The sequence below is a fragment of the Methanohalophilus sp. RSK genome (assembly GCF_003722075.1).
GTDB lineage: Archaea > Halobacteriota > Methanosarcinia > Methanosarcinales > Methanosarcinaceae > Methanohalophilus.
Window position 1 is genome coordinate 40,292 of record NZ_RDSK01000016.1, and the last position, 15,550, is coordinate 55,841.

Below are 15,550 nucleotides of genomic sequence, written 5' to 3' on the forward strand. Positions count from 1 at the left end.
TTTTATTCTACTACAATCAGATTATCCGTCCGGGTGATATGTTGAAGGTAAAATCAAGGGTACAATTGAGGAAATCCGATAGGAAGAAACTTTTTGAAGGAATGGAAGAAAAGTTTGGCAAGATTAGCCGTCTTGAAGATAGTAAAATAGAAAGTGCCCGGGCAGATGACATGGAAGTCCTCATCGTAGAGGGCAAAATCTTATTCTTCAAATATGAGGAAGACTGGCATCCTACAGTTAGGGGTGTGCTTGAATATGGTATAAATGAATACGTGGTAGTTGTGGACCAGGGTGCCGTTAAATTTGTAATTAATGGCGCGGATATAATGAGTCCGGGTATTGTTTCGGCAGATCCTGTTATCAAAGAAGGGGACATTGTCGTTATAAAAGAGGAAGCTCATAATAAACCATTGGCTATCGGCAAGGCCCTTGTTGCGGGAGCCGGGATGGTTGCGGATTCAGGCAAAGCAGTAGAATCCCTGCATTATGTGGGTGATGAGTTCTGGAATCTGGAACTTTAAGACAAAGATATCTTTAAAATATAATGAACGTTATAAGGACATTAGTTCTTTAATTCAAAATAAAAGGTGCGGACTATGGCATTCATGGACAAATTGTTCGGAAGTGGAACTAAAGCTACTTCTTCTGCAGAGGAGTACACGGAACTTGATCTTGGTAAATATGAAGAGGTAATGGATGAAGAACCTGCTGAAACTTACGTAAGGGTTGCTGAACTTACCAATCTTAATGAATTACCGTCCCTTAAAAAGGAAATATATGACGGTAATATCCTTATGATTGATATTTCCAATATAAAGGCTGATAAATTGATGTTGGACCGTGCTTTGAAAGATCTCAAGGAAGTTATAATCGATGTCCACGGTGATATCGCGGGGATTAAAGAAGATCAGGTATTGGTAACACCAACCGGCGTAAAAATAGACAGGTCCAAGGTAATTGGTGGGAGATATTGAACCCAGAAAGCGAAAGGAAAGAGGGATTTGATACCCAAACCACATGTCCTCTTTGCCATAATGAAATGATCATACACTGGCAGAGTGACGATATACCTTTTTTTGGTGAAGTTATGTATGTAACGAGCCGTTGCGGGTGTGGTTTTCGTTTTACAGACACTATGATCCTGGCTCAGAAAGAGCCGATACGTTGTGAATTGAAAATAGAAAAGGAGGAAGACCTTAACTGCAGGGTTATCCGGTCAATATCGGGAACTATAAGAATTCCTGAACTTGGTATTGTTGTCGAACCAGGTAATGTTTCTGATTCCTATGTGACAAATATAGAAGGATTGCTCTACAGAGTCAGGGATGTAGTGGAAACTGCAATAAAATGGTCGGAAGATGATCCGGAAAAAGAGGCTGCAGGGAAAAACATTCTGGAAAGGTTGAATGATACACTTTCCAGCAAGGCTAATCTTACCGTCATAATGGAAGATCCACTGGGTAACAGTACTATTATATCTGAGAAGGCTTCATGCAGCAATCTTACTCCGGAGGAGGCATCAGCACTTAAGACAGGGATGGTAATTCTGGATGCTGATTCCGCTGATCTTAAGGTTGACACCTCTGAAAATATCCAACCTCTTGGAAATGACTATAAATAATGGGTCTATTTATCTTCGCAGGATTTTAAAAACAATTTCTGGTGACTTTATGGGCGAACAGGAAAAAGAAGCATCACTGCCATCAAAAGACAATTTCAGTGAATGGTATAATGAATTACTCCAAATTGCAAAGATAATGGATGTACGTTACCCTGTAAAGGGTCTCTATGTATGGCATCCCTTCGGTTTTACTATCAGAAAAAAATCATATTCTATTATGAGGGAACTTCTTGATAGGGACCACGAAGAAACAATGTTTCCTCTGCTTGTCCCTGAACCCGAGTTTATGAAAGAGGCACAGCACATAAAGGGATTTGAGGATGAGGTCTACTGGGTGACCCATGGGGGCACATCTCCTCTTGAAGTAAATCTTGCATTGCGTCCCACAAGTGAAACTGCCATATATCCGATGTATAAACTCTGGGTGCGCTCTCATGCAGACCTCCCGCTGCGCCTGTATCAGATTGTCAACACATTCCGTTATGAGACAAAACATACGCGTCCCCTTATACGCCTTCGGGAAATCACTTCTTTCAAGGAAGCGCATACGGTGCATGCTACATGGGATGAAGCAGCTTGGCAGGTAGATGAGGCCATCAGGATCTATGCTGAATTCTACCGCAGGCTTGCGATACCGATACTGTCTTCCAGAAGACCCGAATGGGACAAGTTTCCGGGTGCGGATTATACTATTGCTGTTGATTCATTGATGCCTGACGGGAGGACGCTTCAGGTAGGTACTGCTCACCATTTGGGCGACAATTTTGCAAAGACTTTTGAAATAACCTATGAAGATTCTGAAGGGGAGCAGATATATGCTCATCAGACCTGTTATGGTGTATCCGAACGCTGCCTAGCAGCACTAATTTCTACTCATGGTGATGACAAGGGACTTGTACTTCCACCTGAGGTCGCCCCGGTACAGGTTGTCATCATTCCGATTATATTCAAAAAGCCTGAAGAAGTTCTTGCAGCCTGTGAAAAGGTCTCAGAAGAGCTCAAGGATGCCGGTATTAAGGTCAAGATTGATGATAGCGATAAGCGCCCTGGTGCCAAATATTACAAATGGGAGATGCAGGGTGTACCTATCAGGTTGGAAATTGGTCCCCGTGACCTGAAAAATAAGGCAGCAATGATGGCAAGAAGGGACACCGGTGAGAAAGAACAGATTCCACTTGAAGATATATCTACAACAATAAAGGAGACCTTCGCAGGTATACATAAAAACCTGTATTCACAGGCCGAGGTCCAATTACAGGAGCATATTTTCCTTTGTGAGGGTCTGGAAGGGATCAAAGAAAAACTGGCTCATGGAATTGTTCAGACTTACTGGTGTGGAAATGAGGATTGCGGTAAAGAGATGGAAGATGTCATTGGAGCCGGAATACTTGGAATACCGAATGAACAACCTGATTGTAAGGGTAAAAAATGCCCTCTGTGTGGTGAAGAGGCAGTCAATTCCATTTATATTGCAAGAACCTATTGAATTTATAAAGTAAAACAGTGATAATCATGGATTCATTCCTACCTGGACATAAAGATGTACCTGAAAAGCCGCTTTTCGTATGCGTGCTTTCCAACACTGAAACTGCATATATAGAGGGTCTTTCAGCCGCAGGAAAGAGTGCCAAACTGACAGATTATACTCCTGCAGGAGATGCTGAAGTGCTGGAAACGGGACATATCATAAGTGTTCCCGTACTCCCTATGACTCCTCCTTTTAACACTCCTACGCCAGGGCTTACTACCCGGGCCGTTCTGGTTACTACGGGAGTTCCTCATGTGTTTGTGCGTGCGGGTATGAAGCTCACTCCTAAAGTCCCTATGCTAGACCTTGAAGTTCCTGCAGGGGCTGATATACGTAATAAAATCGCAGTAGATGATCCGCACACCGTTTTCAAACGTGCAGAAGAAATAGGAAAGAACCTTAAAGGAAAGTCTGATTTCATAGTTATTGGGGAGAGTATTCCCGGTGGGACGACAACTGCTCAGGCGGTTCTTAACGCTCTGGGATATGATGGAAAAGTGAGTAGTAGTGCTTCAGTGAATCCTATAGGGCTGAAAGCACAGGTTGTAAAGCAAGCTCTTGAGTCTTCAGATATCACTCACGGAAAACTCAGGCAGGATCCTCTTGAAGCTGTACGCTGTGTGGGTGATCCCATGATGCCTGCGGTTGCCGGACTTGTTTCAGGTATAGGTAATGGTACACGTGTAATTCTTGCAGGTGGAACACAGATGGCTGCCGTATTCAGTATCATAAAACATATGGGAATGGATACGAGTAATCTTTCCATTGTTACTACTAGCTATGTGGCAAATGATGAAACTGCAAATTTCCGTGATTTGGCAAAACAAATAGGAGTAGATATGTTTGCTGAAGATCTTGGATTTGGCAAATCTAAACTTGTAGGCCTCCAGCAGTATGAAAAGGGCTATGTGAAAGAAGGAGTCGGTGCAGGTGGGGCCTTTTATATGGGACGTTTGTTGGGTCACTCCCGTCAGGAAATGACGGCACAGGTGGAGAAGATTTGCATTGAACTGGCAGATCTGCTTGAAGATTATGAGTAAATCCATTACATATTTGCCAGGTTTTCCGCCTCTGCACCGGTAAATATATTATATATGAGGTGTATTGGGTGGATGCTTACACGTTTCATGCAACGTGTTTTGCGGGGCTGTGGCCTAGCCAGGAATGGCGACGGGCTCCAGCGGATAAATGATGAACAACGGGTCTACTGAGGCTTGCCCGACGGGGTTTGCCAGTGAGGAACCGTTGGAGCACTGATATGTGTTCATAAGAACAGTCAAAGCTGCTAAGCGCAGTTGTTCGGAGAGACCCGTCGATCGTGAGTTCGAATCTCACCAGCCCCACGTTTTTCTTTTCTTTTGTAACACAAACCTTTAAATCATATTGCCGTCGTATTAGCGGCGTGTTTCATCTACGGGAAAAAGTCCCGTTGGAGTGTGGCCTTAATGGCTGAACCGTCAATGAATGAAACAAGGTGAAATAATGTCAAAATCATTTTACAGTTATGTGAGAGACGCATGGAAAAGACCTGATGATTCTTATGTAAAGGATCTCAGATGGGAAAGACTCCAGGAATGGAGACGTGAAGGCTCAGTAACCCGTGTAAAAAGGCCTACCCGTGTAGATCGTGCACGTTCCCTTGGGTATAAGGCAAAACAGGGAATCACAGTCGTACGTGTAAAGGTACATCGTGGAAGCAGGCGTAATTCCCGTTATATGCGTGGAAGAAGGACCCAGCACATGGGTAAAAATAAGATCACAGGAGAAAAGAGTCTCCAGAGAATTGCCGAGGAAAGGGCTTCACGCCGCCATCCTAACATGGAAGTACTCAACTCTTACTGGGTAGGGGAAGATGGAAAGAATAAATGGTTTGAAGCAATTCTTGTGGATCCATTCCATCCTGCTATTGTTAAAGACAAGGACCTCAACTGGGTGTGTGACAGTTCCAGCCGCGGACGTACTTTCCGTGGAAAAACAAGCGCAGGAAGAAAGAGTCGAGGTATGCGCAGTAAAGGAACCGGTACGGAGAAAACCAGGCCGAGTGTCCGGTCCAACAATAACCAGAGCAAGTGATTCACTATATAACATTGCGCGTAACTGCGCATGCAACCGAAGACAGGGACAGGGTAGTCTCGTCCCTGAAATTTCTTTTACCGGATATTATCTGTAACTCTCCGGATATCGATGAGCAGATAAATTCTCTGGTTGTGGATGGACATTACGGTAATCCGATGGTTTTGTACAGTCTGGATTTTAAGCGCAAGGCTGAAACTTCCGCTTTTATGGATCGGTTGGTTTCGGAATTATCCAAATCACAAAGAGATGAACTTGTTCGTCAACTTGATGAGCGTCTTGATGATCAGCTGATGCTGCATCTACGATTTAGCAAGCAGGACGCATATTCAGGAAAACTGGTTATGGAATCATCTTCCGATTCGATTGCTGTCAAAATAAAAATCGCCACTTACCCTAAAGACAGAAATAAAGCCCTTGAAATGCTGGAGGATTTTTTTGCGCAGATCTGATTACTATGACTTGAATGTCCATGTGCTTCCGGATGGTTCAAGTTCTGTAAACCAGATGCTTTCAGTTGCAAACCATCTTGGATATTCAGGAATTGGTGTAACGAATCATATTGATAAACAACCACCATCTGATGGTTCGCATGAAGATATAGAACAGATTCAGGGAGTGGAGATAAAAGTCCGTAATTCTTCAAAACTTCATGGTCTCGTTGGGAAGTTTCGCAAGAAAGTAGATGTTCTTGTGGTCCACGGAGGCAGCGAATCCATAAATCGCAGTGCTGTAGAAAATTCCAATGTAGATGTCCTGACTAATCTTCATACAGGCAGAGACAATGGTTTTAATCATGTTCTTGCAAAATCAGCCCATGATAATGAAGTGGCGATCGCATTCAACTTTGATGCCATAATCAAACAGAGAGGCGGAAGGCGTGTACATGCTCTGGGACATTTCAGGAAAAATTTACAACTTGCAAGAAAATACAATGTTCCCACAATACTTACGAGCAATGCAATGTCTTGCTATGACATGCGGGCTCCCCGGGAAATGATTGCGCTTGCCGGGTTGTTTGGTATGGAAGCGGATGAAGCAAATGCAGCTTTGAGCACTATTCCGGAAGGAATTATTAAACGCAACAGAAGAAATACCTCAACTCCGCAAGGTGTTCGCATTATTCAATACAATAGTCAGGAGCTTTGTTTATGAAAGTACTCCCTCCTACTCTTCGGGACCCGAAAAGGTATCTTGCACTGGAATTAATATGCGAGGTGCGGGTTTCACGGGAGGATTTCCTTAATGAGGTTTTTTCCAATTCTGCTGCATTAATTGGAGATTTTGGTTCAAGTCAGGCCAGTATCAGGCTACTGGATTTTAATGATAATATGGGTATACTTCGCTGTAAGCGAGGTTCAGAAGACCTGACCCGGGCTATACTTGCTACAATTACAAGAGTAGATGGTTATCCTGCAATTGTAAATGTGCTTGGAATTGCAGGTACTGTGCGATCGGCAACCGAAAAGTACATTGAAAAAAGGGATTCATATAGCGTCCCTGACGACAAACACATATAAATGGATAGAAACTATATTATACGTTGTTATCGATACCACGTGCATAAGAATTAATAGGAGATAGATACGAAATGCAGATGGCACCACAAATGGGTTATGATAGAGCGATCACGGTTTTTAGTCCTGATGGCAGATTATTTCAGGTAGAATACGCCCGTGAGGCAGTAAAGAGAGGAACCACAGCTGCTGGAATCAAAGCCCGTGACGGTGTAGTCCTTCTGGTGGACAAAAGAATTACCAGTCATTTGATTGAAGCAGAATCCATTGAAAAGATATTCCAGATAGATGAGCATATCGGGGTAGCTACTTCGGGACTTGTGGCTGATGCACGTGCTCTTGTAGATCGTGCCAGAGTAGAAGCACAGGTTAATGTTGTTTCCTATGATGAGCCTATAAGCGTTGATGTGCTTTCAAAGAAGATTTGTGATCACAAGCAGACCTACACTCAGTACGGTGGTGTACGTCCCTATGGAACCGCTCTTTTAATAGCAGGTGTTGATGGCTCCACACCAAAACTTTTCGAAACAGACCCAAGTGGAGCATTACTTGAGTATAAGGCAACAGCTATTGGTGCAGGTAGAAACGCCTTCATGGAAGTTTTCGAAGAAAAATACCAGGAAGGAATGGATCTGGATGAAGCTATTATGCTTGGTATGGAAGCCCTTTACAATGCTTCTGACATGAAACTGGATGCATCCACTCTGGAAATAGGTGTGGTGAAAGTGGAAGATAAGATGTTCTCCAAATATTCCAGTCAGCAGGTTGAATCCTATGTGGAGTGTATCCTTGAAAACCACAAAGGTGAAACCGAAGACGCAGAAGATGAAGAAGCAGAACAGTAAATCCAGTAAAGGTGTGAAAAATTATGGTATCTCTTGATGAATCTTTAATCGCCCGCCTTAAGAAAGGTAGTAACCATTTTGAAGTGTTGGTTGACCCGGATGGTGCTTTTGAGTACAGGCAAGGAAATGATGTAAAGCTGGAGACAATTCTTGCTGTTGAAGATATTTTCTCCGATGCAAAGAAAGGAGACCATGCAGCAGAATCTGATATCATTAACAGTTTTGGAACGGATGACGTTTATGAAGTTGCAGGCAACATCATTATGCATGGAGAACTGCAGCTTACCCAGGAACAGAGAAAACATTTCCTTGAAGAAAAGACAAAGCAGGTTGTAAGCATTATTGCCCATAATGCGCTTAATCCGCAAACGCGTGCACCTCATCCACCGGCCCGTATTAAAACTGCAATGGAAGAAGCAAAAGTACATATTGACCCTCTCAAAAATGTTGATGAGCAGGTAAAAATTGTGATGAAAGCAATTCGTCCAATAATCCCTATCAGGTTTGAAGAGGTCGATATTAAGGTACAGGTTCCTCCTTCATATGCAGCTAAATCTTACGGTGAAATAGCAAATTTCGGAAGCCTTGTAAAAGATAAATGGGAAAATGATGGTTCCTGGACAGCTGTAGTCAGGATGCCCGCAGGATTGCAGAATGATTTTTATGGTCTTATTAACAGGCTCACAAAAGGCGATGCTGAGACTGAGCTCTTATAAGGAGATTTCAGGATGAAACGCAAAATCGTTTATCCCGGTCAGATGCTTTCCGAAAATGAAAAGCAAGCTGGAACAGGTACGTATGTACATGAAGGCAAAGTATACTCACTGTTCTACGGGGTAGCCAATGATAAAAATCGTGTAACAGTTGTTCCTTTTTCAGGTAAGTACATACCGTCCCCCAGGGATTATGTGATCGGTTATGTAATAGAAGTCACTTCATCCAACTGGATATTTGACATCGGCTCCCCTTATGACGGACTTCTTCATGTATCTGAATATCCCAAAAGGGTGGATAGTTCAATGATGCGAAAGGAAATAGGCATCGGGGATTGTGCGATTTTGCGTATAAAAGATGTTAATACTTCCATGAAAGTGGAACTTTCAATGAAGGATCGAGGTCTTCGCCGTCTGGATGAAGGCAGGATTATAGATGTATCCACTACGAAGGTTCCACGTATCATCGGGCATAATGGATCCATGGTTTCAATGCTCAAAAAGGAATCCAATTGTGACATCTTCATAGGACAAAACGGAAGGATATGGTTAAAGGGTAAAGATGAGGATATGAACAGGCTGACACAGGCCATAGAGATTATCGAAAATAAATCCCACACATCAGGATTGACCAACCATATTAGTGCTTTCCTGCGTTACGAAGAATCCGATGAAATAGAGGAAAAGGAAAAACCTGTACCCTTTACCAGTAGTAAGAAGGACTACACAGAAGACGCTTGCCGAAAAGTAGATGTGCTGCTTAGTGATGAAGATGAAAATTGAGCGGCCCTTTTAATATTTAATATACTGAGCAGGATTTTGGAGAACTTGTAATGAGTGATAAACCGGAACGTTTTATTGATGATGAGGGTCTCCGCCTTGATGGAAGGCGTGTTGATGAGATCCGACCCATGAAAGTAGAGATGGGTGTGCTTTCAAGAGCCGATGGCTCATGTTACCTTGAATGGGGAAATAATAAGGTGCTTGCAGCAGTTTATGGCCCCCGTGAACTGCACCCGAGAAGGATGCAGAAACCCAATGAAGTACTTGTGCGATACAAGTATAATATGGCCTCTTTTTCTGTGGAAGACAGGATAAGACCGGGTCCAAGCAGAAGAAGTACTGAGATATCTAAAGTCAGTGGAGAAGCTTTTGAACCTGTTGTGATGACACAATATTATCCCGGTGCTGTAATAGATGTATTCGCAGAAGTATTACAGGCCGATGCAGGGACCAGGACCGCTGCTATCAATGCAGCAACACTTGCTCTTGCAGATGCTGGCATACCCATGAAAGGGCTTGTTTCAGCCTGTGCAGTAGGCAAAGTTGATGGGCAGCTTGTTCTTGATCTCAACAAACCAGAAGATAATTATGGTCAGGCTGATCTTCCTGTCGCAATGACCCAGGATGGGGAAATAACTCTTCTCCAGATGGATGGCCACCTTACTCCTGAAGAACTTGAAGAAGGCCTGGAGATGGTTAAAAAAGGCTGCCAGCAAATTCTTGAAATTCAGCGTGAAGCCCTTGTTTCCAGATATGGGAATGAGGATGAAGAAGCTGAAGAGGAAAGTCCAGAAGAAGTCCCTGAATCAGAAGAAGAGGAAGAAGAAGAAGAAAGGGATGACTCATTCGACAATGAAGAATCTGAAGCAGAAAACGCGGATGAAAATGATGTAACCGAAGAGGATGAGGGTGAAGAAGATGAGCGGCAGTGAGGTTATTTCCAGACTCAAAAGGGATTATATTTACAACCTTATGCTCAAGGGTGAACGTGAAGACGGTCGCCAATTCGATGAGCTAAGGGATATTGCTCTTGAAACAAGTATTATCGATAAGGCAGAAGGCTCTGCAATGGTGCAGTATGGGGATACTCAGGTAATGGTGGGTGTCAAAATGCAGGTTGGTACTCCTTTCCCCGATAGTCCTGCAGAAGGAGTTATCATTACCAGTATGGAACTTAATCCAATTGCTTCGCCTGACTTTGAAGCAGGTCCTCCAAGAGAGAAAGCTATCGAGATGGCCAGGATTGTAGATAGAGGCATAAGGGAATCTGGCGCAATAGATATAAACAAGCTCTGTATTACGGGAGGCGAAGAGGTATGGATGGTTTTCATTGATGTCCATGTTCTGAATAATTCCGGAAATATACTTGATGCCGCATCCCTGGGTGCAATCGCTGCCCTTATGACTACAACAGTACCTTCTGAAAGAGAAGGAAAAGGTGAAGATTACTCCATGCCTGTGCGTGAAATGCCTGTGGGTATATCACTGATCAAGATTGGTGATGAAATGGTGTTAGATCCCACTTATGGTGAAGAATCAGTATGTGAAACAAGAATTGCCATATCCTCTAATCAGGATGGTTCCATTTGTTCAATGCAAAAAAGTGGTTCAGGTAGTTTGACACCGGCACAAGTTGTTAAGGCAAGTAAGATCGCGAAGGAAAAAGGCGAGATTATACGAGAAAAGTATTTATTGGAAATATGAGTAACAGGGTTTTTAGATCATACCCTCCAAGGAGACAATTATCATGGCAAAAAAGTATTCAAAAAAGGGAAGGGTTTCCCGTTCAGCAGGAAGGTACGGTACCAGATACGGTCGTAAGGATCGTAAACTTGTTGGAGATATCGAAGAACGAACACATATGCCACATACCTGTGTAAAATGTGACAGGCCTACTGTAAAAAGGGTCGGCACAGGTATCTGGGAATGCAAAAAATGTGGCCACACCTTTGCAGGTGGTACCTACACCCCATCCACTTCAGTGGGCAAAACGATATCCAGAACCGTTAAAAAGGCAGTAGAACAGGTTGAGTAATAGATATGGATTATAAATGTACCCGGTGTAAAAGAGCAGTTGAAATTGACTACCAGTACACCGGAATACGCTGTCCTTATTGTGGGAATCGCATTCTTGTAAAAGGAAGACCTACCACTATAAAGACATTGAAAGCAGAGTGAGAGGATGTTAATTTCCTCATCACGCTCTCCTTCACCTCCAACCCGTACCCTTTGTAAGTATCTTGCATCTTTTTTTCACTGCGAGTATGTCACACGGGGTAAAAGTGGTTTGGAGGACATACTGTATGGTATGGATACTGAAACCCTGCTTATTGTAGGGCAATATCATGGCAATCCTGCAAGTCTTACATTTTTTGATAGTGAAGGGCAACAACAATTATCCATATGGATGAATGTTGTATTTTATGACAAGCCCAAAAAATCCTCTTCAAAGGGCAATATGCCAGCCATTAAAGGCGGGGGCACATTGGCAGGATTGCTCGTTGAATTATTACCTGAGAGTGATAATAACTCCGGGTGTTCTATTCAGGTAGCTGATGACTTAATGAGCTTTTATTGTAATGGCAAAAGTCTATTCGATCTAAAGATAAAAGGGTTCAAGACAATGGATGATTAAGTATGGATTCATATTCAGAAACAATCATTGAAACCCCTGATGCCCGCACATTGTATCTGTCTGTAAAACCAGAACTGGATAGATTGGTTACCGACCGTTCATCAATAGAAATAGATGTCAAAGACTATCAGTTGATAATGAGAGTTACATCAGATGACCTAATATCGATGAGGTCCACATTGAATACCTGGTATAGGCTGATCAAAGTAGCATCCGAGATGGTCACTCTGACATCCCCAAACTAATTTTCATCCTGTCTTATACATACTTTGGATATCCATATTCGGTGAAAAACTTTAAATCCAGTATTGTTCAAATTTAACTTGGAGGGAGTTTATGGCTCTTAAAACATGTAAAAAAAACAGTGAGAGGCCTCTTTGTTTATGGGTCCGTGCCTGCAAAAAATTCAATAAAATAGCAAAACAGCAGGATTATTACGAGGGAAGTCGCCTATCAAATGAAGAAGACGAAGTTTAATTTATGTTGGCCCATGCAGTTAAAGGGTAATGGAATTCAAAAATCATTCATATTTATCCCTGGCCTTTGTTTGGGCTTTTCTTATAATTTCCCTGACCGGAATTCCGGTCATTTTTGAGATCTCTTTACAATCATCATATTCTGCTGAGATATGTAATATGCCACTGTCTGGTGTATGGGCTATCTTGATTGCAATTTGATAGTCAATATCGTTAATTTCAAGTTCAACGGTCCCCATCCTGCGGTCTGCTATATACCGGTGCTTTGTTGGGATGGCCCGGATGCCAAGACTTCCGGTTTCTTCCATGATTATTCTGGCAAGTTCTTCACCATGATGTGAGTGGGTTACAACCTTGATGATATGTCCTGCTCTTCCCTTTTTCATTGTTGCAGGTATTATGGATACGTCTTTAGCACCATTTTCCATTAAACGGTCAAAAAGATTTCCCAGTACTTCCCCGGTTACATCGTCTACATTTGTTTCAAGTACTTCCACTTCATCCCTGGATAAGGATTTTTCTGTTTCTATCATAAAAGTACGCAGCACATTAGGCCAATCAGTGTCTATATCTCCTGCCCCGTGTCCGGTATCCCGAACCTTTCCGGCAGGAATAGAGGGGATGGTTTTTGCAAAGTGTGCCAGTAAAGCAGCTCCTGTGGGTGTTAGGAGTTCTGTGTTTCCTTTGCCATAAAATTCCAGTCCCGATGCTTTTAATATTTCAAGGGTTGCGGGGGCAGGTATTGGCATGATCCCATGAGATGTGTTTACCGTTCCTGTCCCTGTATTTATAGGTAGGCAAAGTACCTCTCTGGTGCCCAGCTGATGGATTGCAATGCATGAGCCTATGATATCTGCAAGAGCATCAGTTTGTCCCACTTCATGAAAATGTAATTCTTCAATTGGTTTTCCATGAACCTTTGATTCAGCATCTGCAAGGATACCGAAAACACTGATAGCATCGTTTTCTATATCTGAAGCAAGGCCGCATCCCTTTATGAAATTCTTGATTTCCCGGTAACTGCGGGCAGTTTCAAAGCCAGGTATATTGAATTTGACATCAACAGATTCAATTCCCAGTTTGATTTTTTTTTCAAAAAACATTGAGATATCAAGGATTGATTCGAGTGTCTCTTTTATTTTGCTTCCATCAGCCCCAAGTGAAATCAATGAACCCATAATCATATCGCCGGCAGCACCGGAGAACGGATCGAATAGTATAATTTTCATGATAACCGGCCTTGTTGATTCTCAATAACCGTTGAATCAGTCTGTTCTCTTGCAGCAGCAACCGTATTTGCGATTCTGCCTGCGAATGCTCCGGCAACAAAACCTGCATCTATGTTAACAACAGACAGAACCGAGCATGACTGTAGCATCGAATATAGGGCAGCTTCACCCTTTGCCCCGATTCCATATCCTGTGGATACAGGCAGGCCTATTACAGGTACATCAAAAAGGCTCGATACCACGGTTGGCAATGTACCCTCCCGGCCGGCGGCAACCACTACAGCATCCGGTTTGTCAGATTCCAGGTTCTTTACTTCGTTGAGTAACCTGTGAAGACCGGCAACTCCCATATCATATATCTTCACAGTCTCACATCCCATCTCCGCTGCCGTCATCCGCGCTTCTTCTGCAACATTGATATCAGCAGTACCGGCTGAAATTATAGCCACAACACCTCCGGTCTTTACGATGGGTGTCCCGTCATGCACAGCTGCAGTCCTGTGATGGATTCCCCAATTTATCCATTCACTGCCAAATTCATTTTCCAGACATGAGGATTGATCTTCGCTAAGGCGGGTTATAAGGACACGACCCGTTGCCTCAATCTGGGCTTTTGCAATTTTTAGAATATCTTCCGATGTTTTTTCTTCTGCAAGTACTGCTTCCATGATGCCGGTCCTGTGTTTCCTGAAGGTATCGATGTTGGCGACATCACATACCGGAACATAACCCAGGGATCGGATACAGGCCTGGGTGTCATCAATTCCGATTTTACCGTTTTTGTATTTCTGAAGAAGATCTTTGAGATTCATTGTTGACCTCTCTATCCTGTAATGAATTGTATATTGCAATATAATTCATATATGTGGCTATCTATTATAGTTGTAATTATTCCTTATAGGGACAACAAGAGAAATAATCATGAAAAACCCAGCGGGAGACAAACCACAAATCGATGATAGTGCCTGGATTGCTGACAGCGCCGTTGTGATGGGAAATGTGAGGATAGCAGCAGATGTCCTTGTAGCACCAAATGCTGTAATACGGGCAGATGAACCGGGTGCATCTATTGTTATCGGAAAAGGATGTAATATTCAGGACAATGTGGTTCTTCATGGCGTTGAAGGATCGAAAGTATTTATCGCTGAAGATACCTCACTGGCTCATGGGTGTATCGTGCATGGACCGTGCCAGCTGGGTAAAAGGTGTTTCATAGGTTTCGGTGCGGTAGTATTTGACAGTGTCCTCGAAGATGATGTGGTGGTACTTCATAATGCTACAGTGCAGGGCGTCCGTCTCCCTTCATCCAAAAATGTGCCTGTAGGCCGCACGGTGCTGAGCGAAAAAGATGTCACAGAATTGCCATTGGTCGATCAGGGCCTAATGGATTTTAAGCACAAAGTTTCCAGTGTGAACCTGGATCTTGTTGAAGGTTATCGTAAGATGGATCGTGCCTGAGCAAAAAACATGGAAGGTAAATCCCCTTCCATTAAATTAGAATCTAGTTTTGGACTTTAAGAATTGATCTTTTTAAGAACTTCATTGACCTGTTCCTGTTTGAGATCCAGATCCTTGTTTTTCTTGATGCCAAGTTCGGTTATGATTATATGCTCACTGACATCGATCCCGGCATTTTCCAGGGTTTTCTTCGCACAGTTTAGCGGGCATCCATCAATAGCCACGACGTCATCAGCTCCTTCTGCTGATTTCATAAGGCCTGCAATACGGCCACCGATGCCTACTGTACACATCATGTTTCCCTTGCCATTTTTGGTCATTTCGATTGCTGCCTGATTTGCCAGCTGTCCTACGTTGGAGGCTCCCGAACAGGGGAATATTCCTACGACTGAGGAACAACAACAGTTATTATCGGTCATATTTTCCCTCTGGTTATTGTATCCATTCCTTTACGTCATCGACCGAAGGAATCTTGCCCGCAATCTTTACATCGCCATTGACCACAACACCGGGTGTTATCATTACACCGTAATCCATAATACTGTTTATATCTTCAACTTTTGTGATCTCGGCTTCAATTCCTGCTTCTTTTACTGCCTTTTCGACAACTTCAAAGGTCTTCTTGCACTTTGCACATCCGGTTCCAAGAATTTCTATTTTCATTTGGTTTTC

The 15,550-nt window shown here is 43.0% G+C and carries 24 protein-coding genes and 1 tRNA gene; 21 read left to right on the forward strand and 4 right to left on the reverse strand.

Going from position 1 to position 15,550, the window contains the following annotated elements; all coding sequences use genetic code 11:
* Window positions 1–38: 38 nt before the first annotated feature.
* The 20 genes from EFE42_RS09045 to EFE42_RS10565 all read left to right on the forward strand — a co-directional run bounded on the left by EFE42_RS09045 (window position 39) and on the right by EFE42_RS10565 (window position 12,192).
* Entirely contained in the window at window positions 39–521 is a 483-nt protein-coding gene (locus tag EFE42_RS09045; protein WP_199724121.1) for a DUF1947 domain-containing protein, read from the forward strand.
* Between the two features lie 75 nt (window positions 522–596).
* On the forward strand, window positions 597–974 hold the full coding sequence (gene sepF / locus EFE42_RS09050) for a cell division protein SepF (protein WP_013037251.1): 378 nt from the start codon (window positions 597–599) through the stop codon (window positions 972–974).
* Window positions 971–1,621 carry a ZPR1 zinc finger domain-containing protein gene (locus EFE42_RS09055; RefSeq protein ID WP_123136927.1) on the forward strand — a complete coding sequence of 217 codons (651 nt, stop codon included), beginning with the start codon at window positions 971–973 and terminating at the stop codon, window positions 1,619–1,621. Before sepF ends, EFE42_RS09055 begins: the two co-directional genes overlap by 4 nt.
* Window positions 1,622–1,670: 49 nt before the next feature.
* A complete protein-coding gene (gene proS / locus EFE42_RS09060; protein WP_123136928.1) occupies window positions 1,671–3,107 on the forward strand; it encodes a proline--tRNA ligase in 1,437 nt (478 codons plus the stop codon).
* Between the two features lie 26 nt (window positions 3,108–3,133).
* Window positions 3,134–4,189 carry a nicotinate mononucleotide-dependent phosphoribosyltransferase CobT gene (cobT, locus tag EFE42_RS09065; protein ID WP_123136929.1) on the forward strand — a complete coding sequence of 352 codons (1,056 nt, stop codon included), beginning with the start codon at window positions 3,134–3,136 and terminating at the stop codon, window positions 4,187–4,189.
* Window positions 4,190–4,292: 103 nt separating this feature from the next.
* Window positions 4,293–4,492 (forward strand) — tRNA-Trp (locus tag EFE42_RS10560).
* Window positions 4,493–4,631: 139 nt separating this feature from the next.
* Window positions 4,632–5,222 (forward strand): 50S ribosomal protein L15e, encoded by a 591-nt coding sequence (locus tag EFE42_RS09070; RefSeq protein WP_123137012.1) that lies wholly within the window; start codon window positions 4,632–4,634, stop codon window positions 5,220–5,222.
* A gap of 14 nt (window positions 5,223–5,236) precedes the next feature.
* Entirely contained in the window at window positions 5,237–5,674 is a 438-nt protein-coding gene (locus EFE42_RS09075) for an RNA-binding protein (protein ID WP_158599223.1), read from the forward strand.
* The gene (gene rnp3, locus EFE42_RS09080; RefSeq protein ID WP_123136931.1) at window positions 5,661–6,377 is read left to right on the forward strand and encodes a ribonuclease P protein component 3; all 717 of its coding nucleotides are present in this window, start codon (window positions 5,661–5,663) and stop codon (window positions 6,375–6,377) included. The genes EFE42_RS09075 and rnp3 overlap by 14 nt, the downstream gene beginning before the upstream one ends.
* Window positions 6,374–6,742, forward strand: a complete 369-nt coding sequence (locus EFE42_RS09085; RefSeq protein WP_123136932.1) for an Rpp14/Pop5 family protein — start codon at window positions 6,374–6,376, stop codon at window positions 6,740–6,742. Before rnp3 ends, EFE42_RS09085 begins: the two co-directional genes overlap by 4 nt.
* Window positions 6,743–6,813: 71 nt before the next feature.
* Complete coding sequence (gene psmA, locus EFE42_RS09090) at window positions 6,814–7,584, forward strand: archaeal proteasome endopeptidase complex subunit alpha (RefSeq protein ID WP_123136933.1); 771 nt, start codon at window positions 6,814–6,816, stop codon at window positions 7,582–7,584.
* A gap of 23 nt (window positions 7,585–7,607) precedes the next feature.
* Window positions 7,608–8,300, forward strand: a complete 693-nt coding sequence (locus EFE42_RS09095; RefSeq protein WP_123136934.1) for a ribosome assembly factor SBDS — start codon at window positions 7,608–7,610, stop codon at window positions 8,298–8,300.
* A gap of 12 nt (window positions 8,301–8,312) precedes the next feature.
* Window positions 8,313–9,080 (forward strand): exosome complex RNA-binding protein Rrp4, encoded by a 768-nt coding sequence (gene rrp4 / locus EFE42_RS09100; RefSeq protein ID WP_123136935.1) that lies wholly within the window; start codon window positions 8,313–8,315, stop codon window positions 9,078–9,080.
* A 50-nt stretch (window positions 9,081–9,130) separates the two neighbouring features.
* A complete protein-coding gene (gene rrp41 / locus EFE42_RS09105) occupies window positions 9,131–10,012 on the forward strand; it encodes an exosome complex exonuclease Rrp41 (protein WP_123136936.1) in 882 nt (293 codons plus the stop codon).
* Complete coding sequence (rrp42, locus tag EFE42_RS09110) at window positions 9,990–10,784, forward strand: exosome complex protein Rrp42 (RefSeq protein ID WP_123136937.1); 795 nt, start codon at window positions 9,990–9,992, stop codon at window positions 10,782–10,784. The genes rrp41 and rrp42 overlap by 23 nt, the downstream gene beginning before the upstream one ends.
* A 43-nt stretch (window positions 10,785–10,827) precedes the next feature.
* Window positions 10,828–11,115 (forward strand): 50S ribosomal protein L37ae, encoded by a 288-nt coding sequence (locus EFE42_RS09115; RefSeq protein ID WP_123136938.1) that lies wholly within the window; start codon window positions 10,828–10,830, stop codon window positions 11,113–11,115.
* A 5-nt stretch (window positions 11,116–11,120) separates the two neighbouring features.
* Window positions 11,121–11,258: a DNA-directed RNA polymerase subunit P gene (locus tag EFE42_RS09120; protein ID WP_013037265.1), complete on the forward strand. Its 138-nt coding sequence runs from the start codon at window positions 11,121–11,123 to the stop codon at window positions 11,256–11,258.
* 4 nt (window positions 11,259–11,262) lie between these two features.
* Complete coding sequence (locus tag EFE42_RS09125; RefSeq protein WP_123136939.1) at window positions 11,263–11,715, forward strand: rRNA maturation protein; 453 nt, start codon at window positions 11,263–11,265, stop codon at window positions 11,713–11,715.
* 2 nt (window positions 11,716–11,717) lie between these two features.
* Entirely contained in the window at window positions 11,718–11,960 is a 243-nt protein-coding gene (locus EFE42_RS09130; protein ID WP_123136940.1) for a KEOPS complex subunit Pcc1, read from the forward strand.
* Window positions 11,961–12,051: 91 nt separating this feature from the next.
* A complete protein-coding gene (locus tag EFE42_RS10565) occupies window positions 12,052–12,192 on the forward strand; it encodes a hypothetical protein (protein ID WP_158599224.1) in 141 nt (46 codons plus the stop codon).
* A gap of 43 nt (window positions 12,193–12,235) precedes the next feature.
* Here EFE42_RS10565 and larC read toward each other — a convergent pair whose 3' ends face one another.
* Window positions 12,236–13,420, reverse strand: a complete 1,185-nt coding sequence (larC, locus tag EFE42_RS09135) for a nickel pincer cofactor biosynthesis protein LarC (RefSeq protein ID WP_123136941.1) — start codon at window positions 13,418–13,420, stop codon at window positions 12,236–12,238.
* A complete protein-coding gene (gene larB / locus EFE42_RS09140) occupies window positions 13,417–14,232 on the reverse strand; it encodes a nickel pincer cofactor biosynthesis protein LarB (RefSeq protein ID WP_123136942.1) in 816 nt (271 codons plus the stop codon). The genes larC and larB overlap by 4 nt, the downstream gene beginning before the upstream one ends.
* A gap of 109 nt (window positions 14,233–14,341) precedes the next feature.
* Between larB and EFE42_RS09145 the strand changes: the two genes are divergently transcribed.
* The gene (locus EFE42_RS09145; protein ID WP_123136943.1) at window positions 14,342–14,878 is read left to right on the forward strand and encodes a carbonate dehydratase; all 537 of its coding nucleotides are present in this window, start codon (window positions 14,342–14,344) and stop codon (window positions 14,876–14,878) included.
* A gap of 56 nt (window positions 14,879–14,934) precedes the next feature.
* On the opposite strand, the gene EFE42_RS09150 is transcribed toward EFE42_RS09145, so the two are convergent.
* Both EFE42_RS09150 and EFE42_RS09155 read right to left on the reverse strand, forming a co-directional pair.
* Window positions 14,935–15,297 (reverse strand): putative zinc-binding protein, encoded by a 363-nt coding sequence (locus EFE42_RS09150; RefSeq protein ID WP_123136944.1) that lies wholly within the window; start codon window positions 15,295–15,297, stop codon window positions 14,935–14,937.
* A 13-nt stretch (window positions 15,298–15,310) separates the two neighbouring features.
* Window positions 15,311–15,541 (reverse strand): thioredoxin family protein, encoded by a 231-nt coding sequence (locus EFE42_RS09155; RefSeq protein WP_123136945.1) that lies wholly within the window; start codon window positions 15,539–15,541, stop codon window positions 15,311–15,313.
* Window positions 15,542–15,550: the final 9 nt, after the last annotated feature.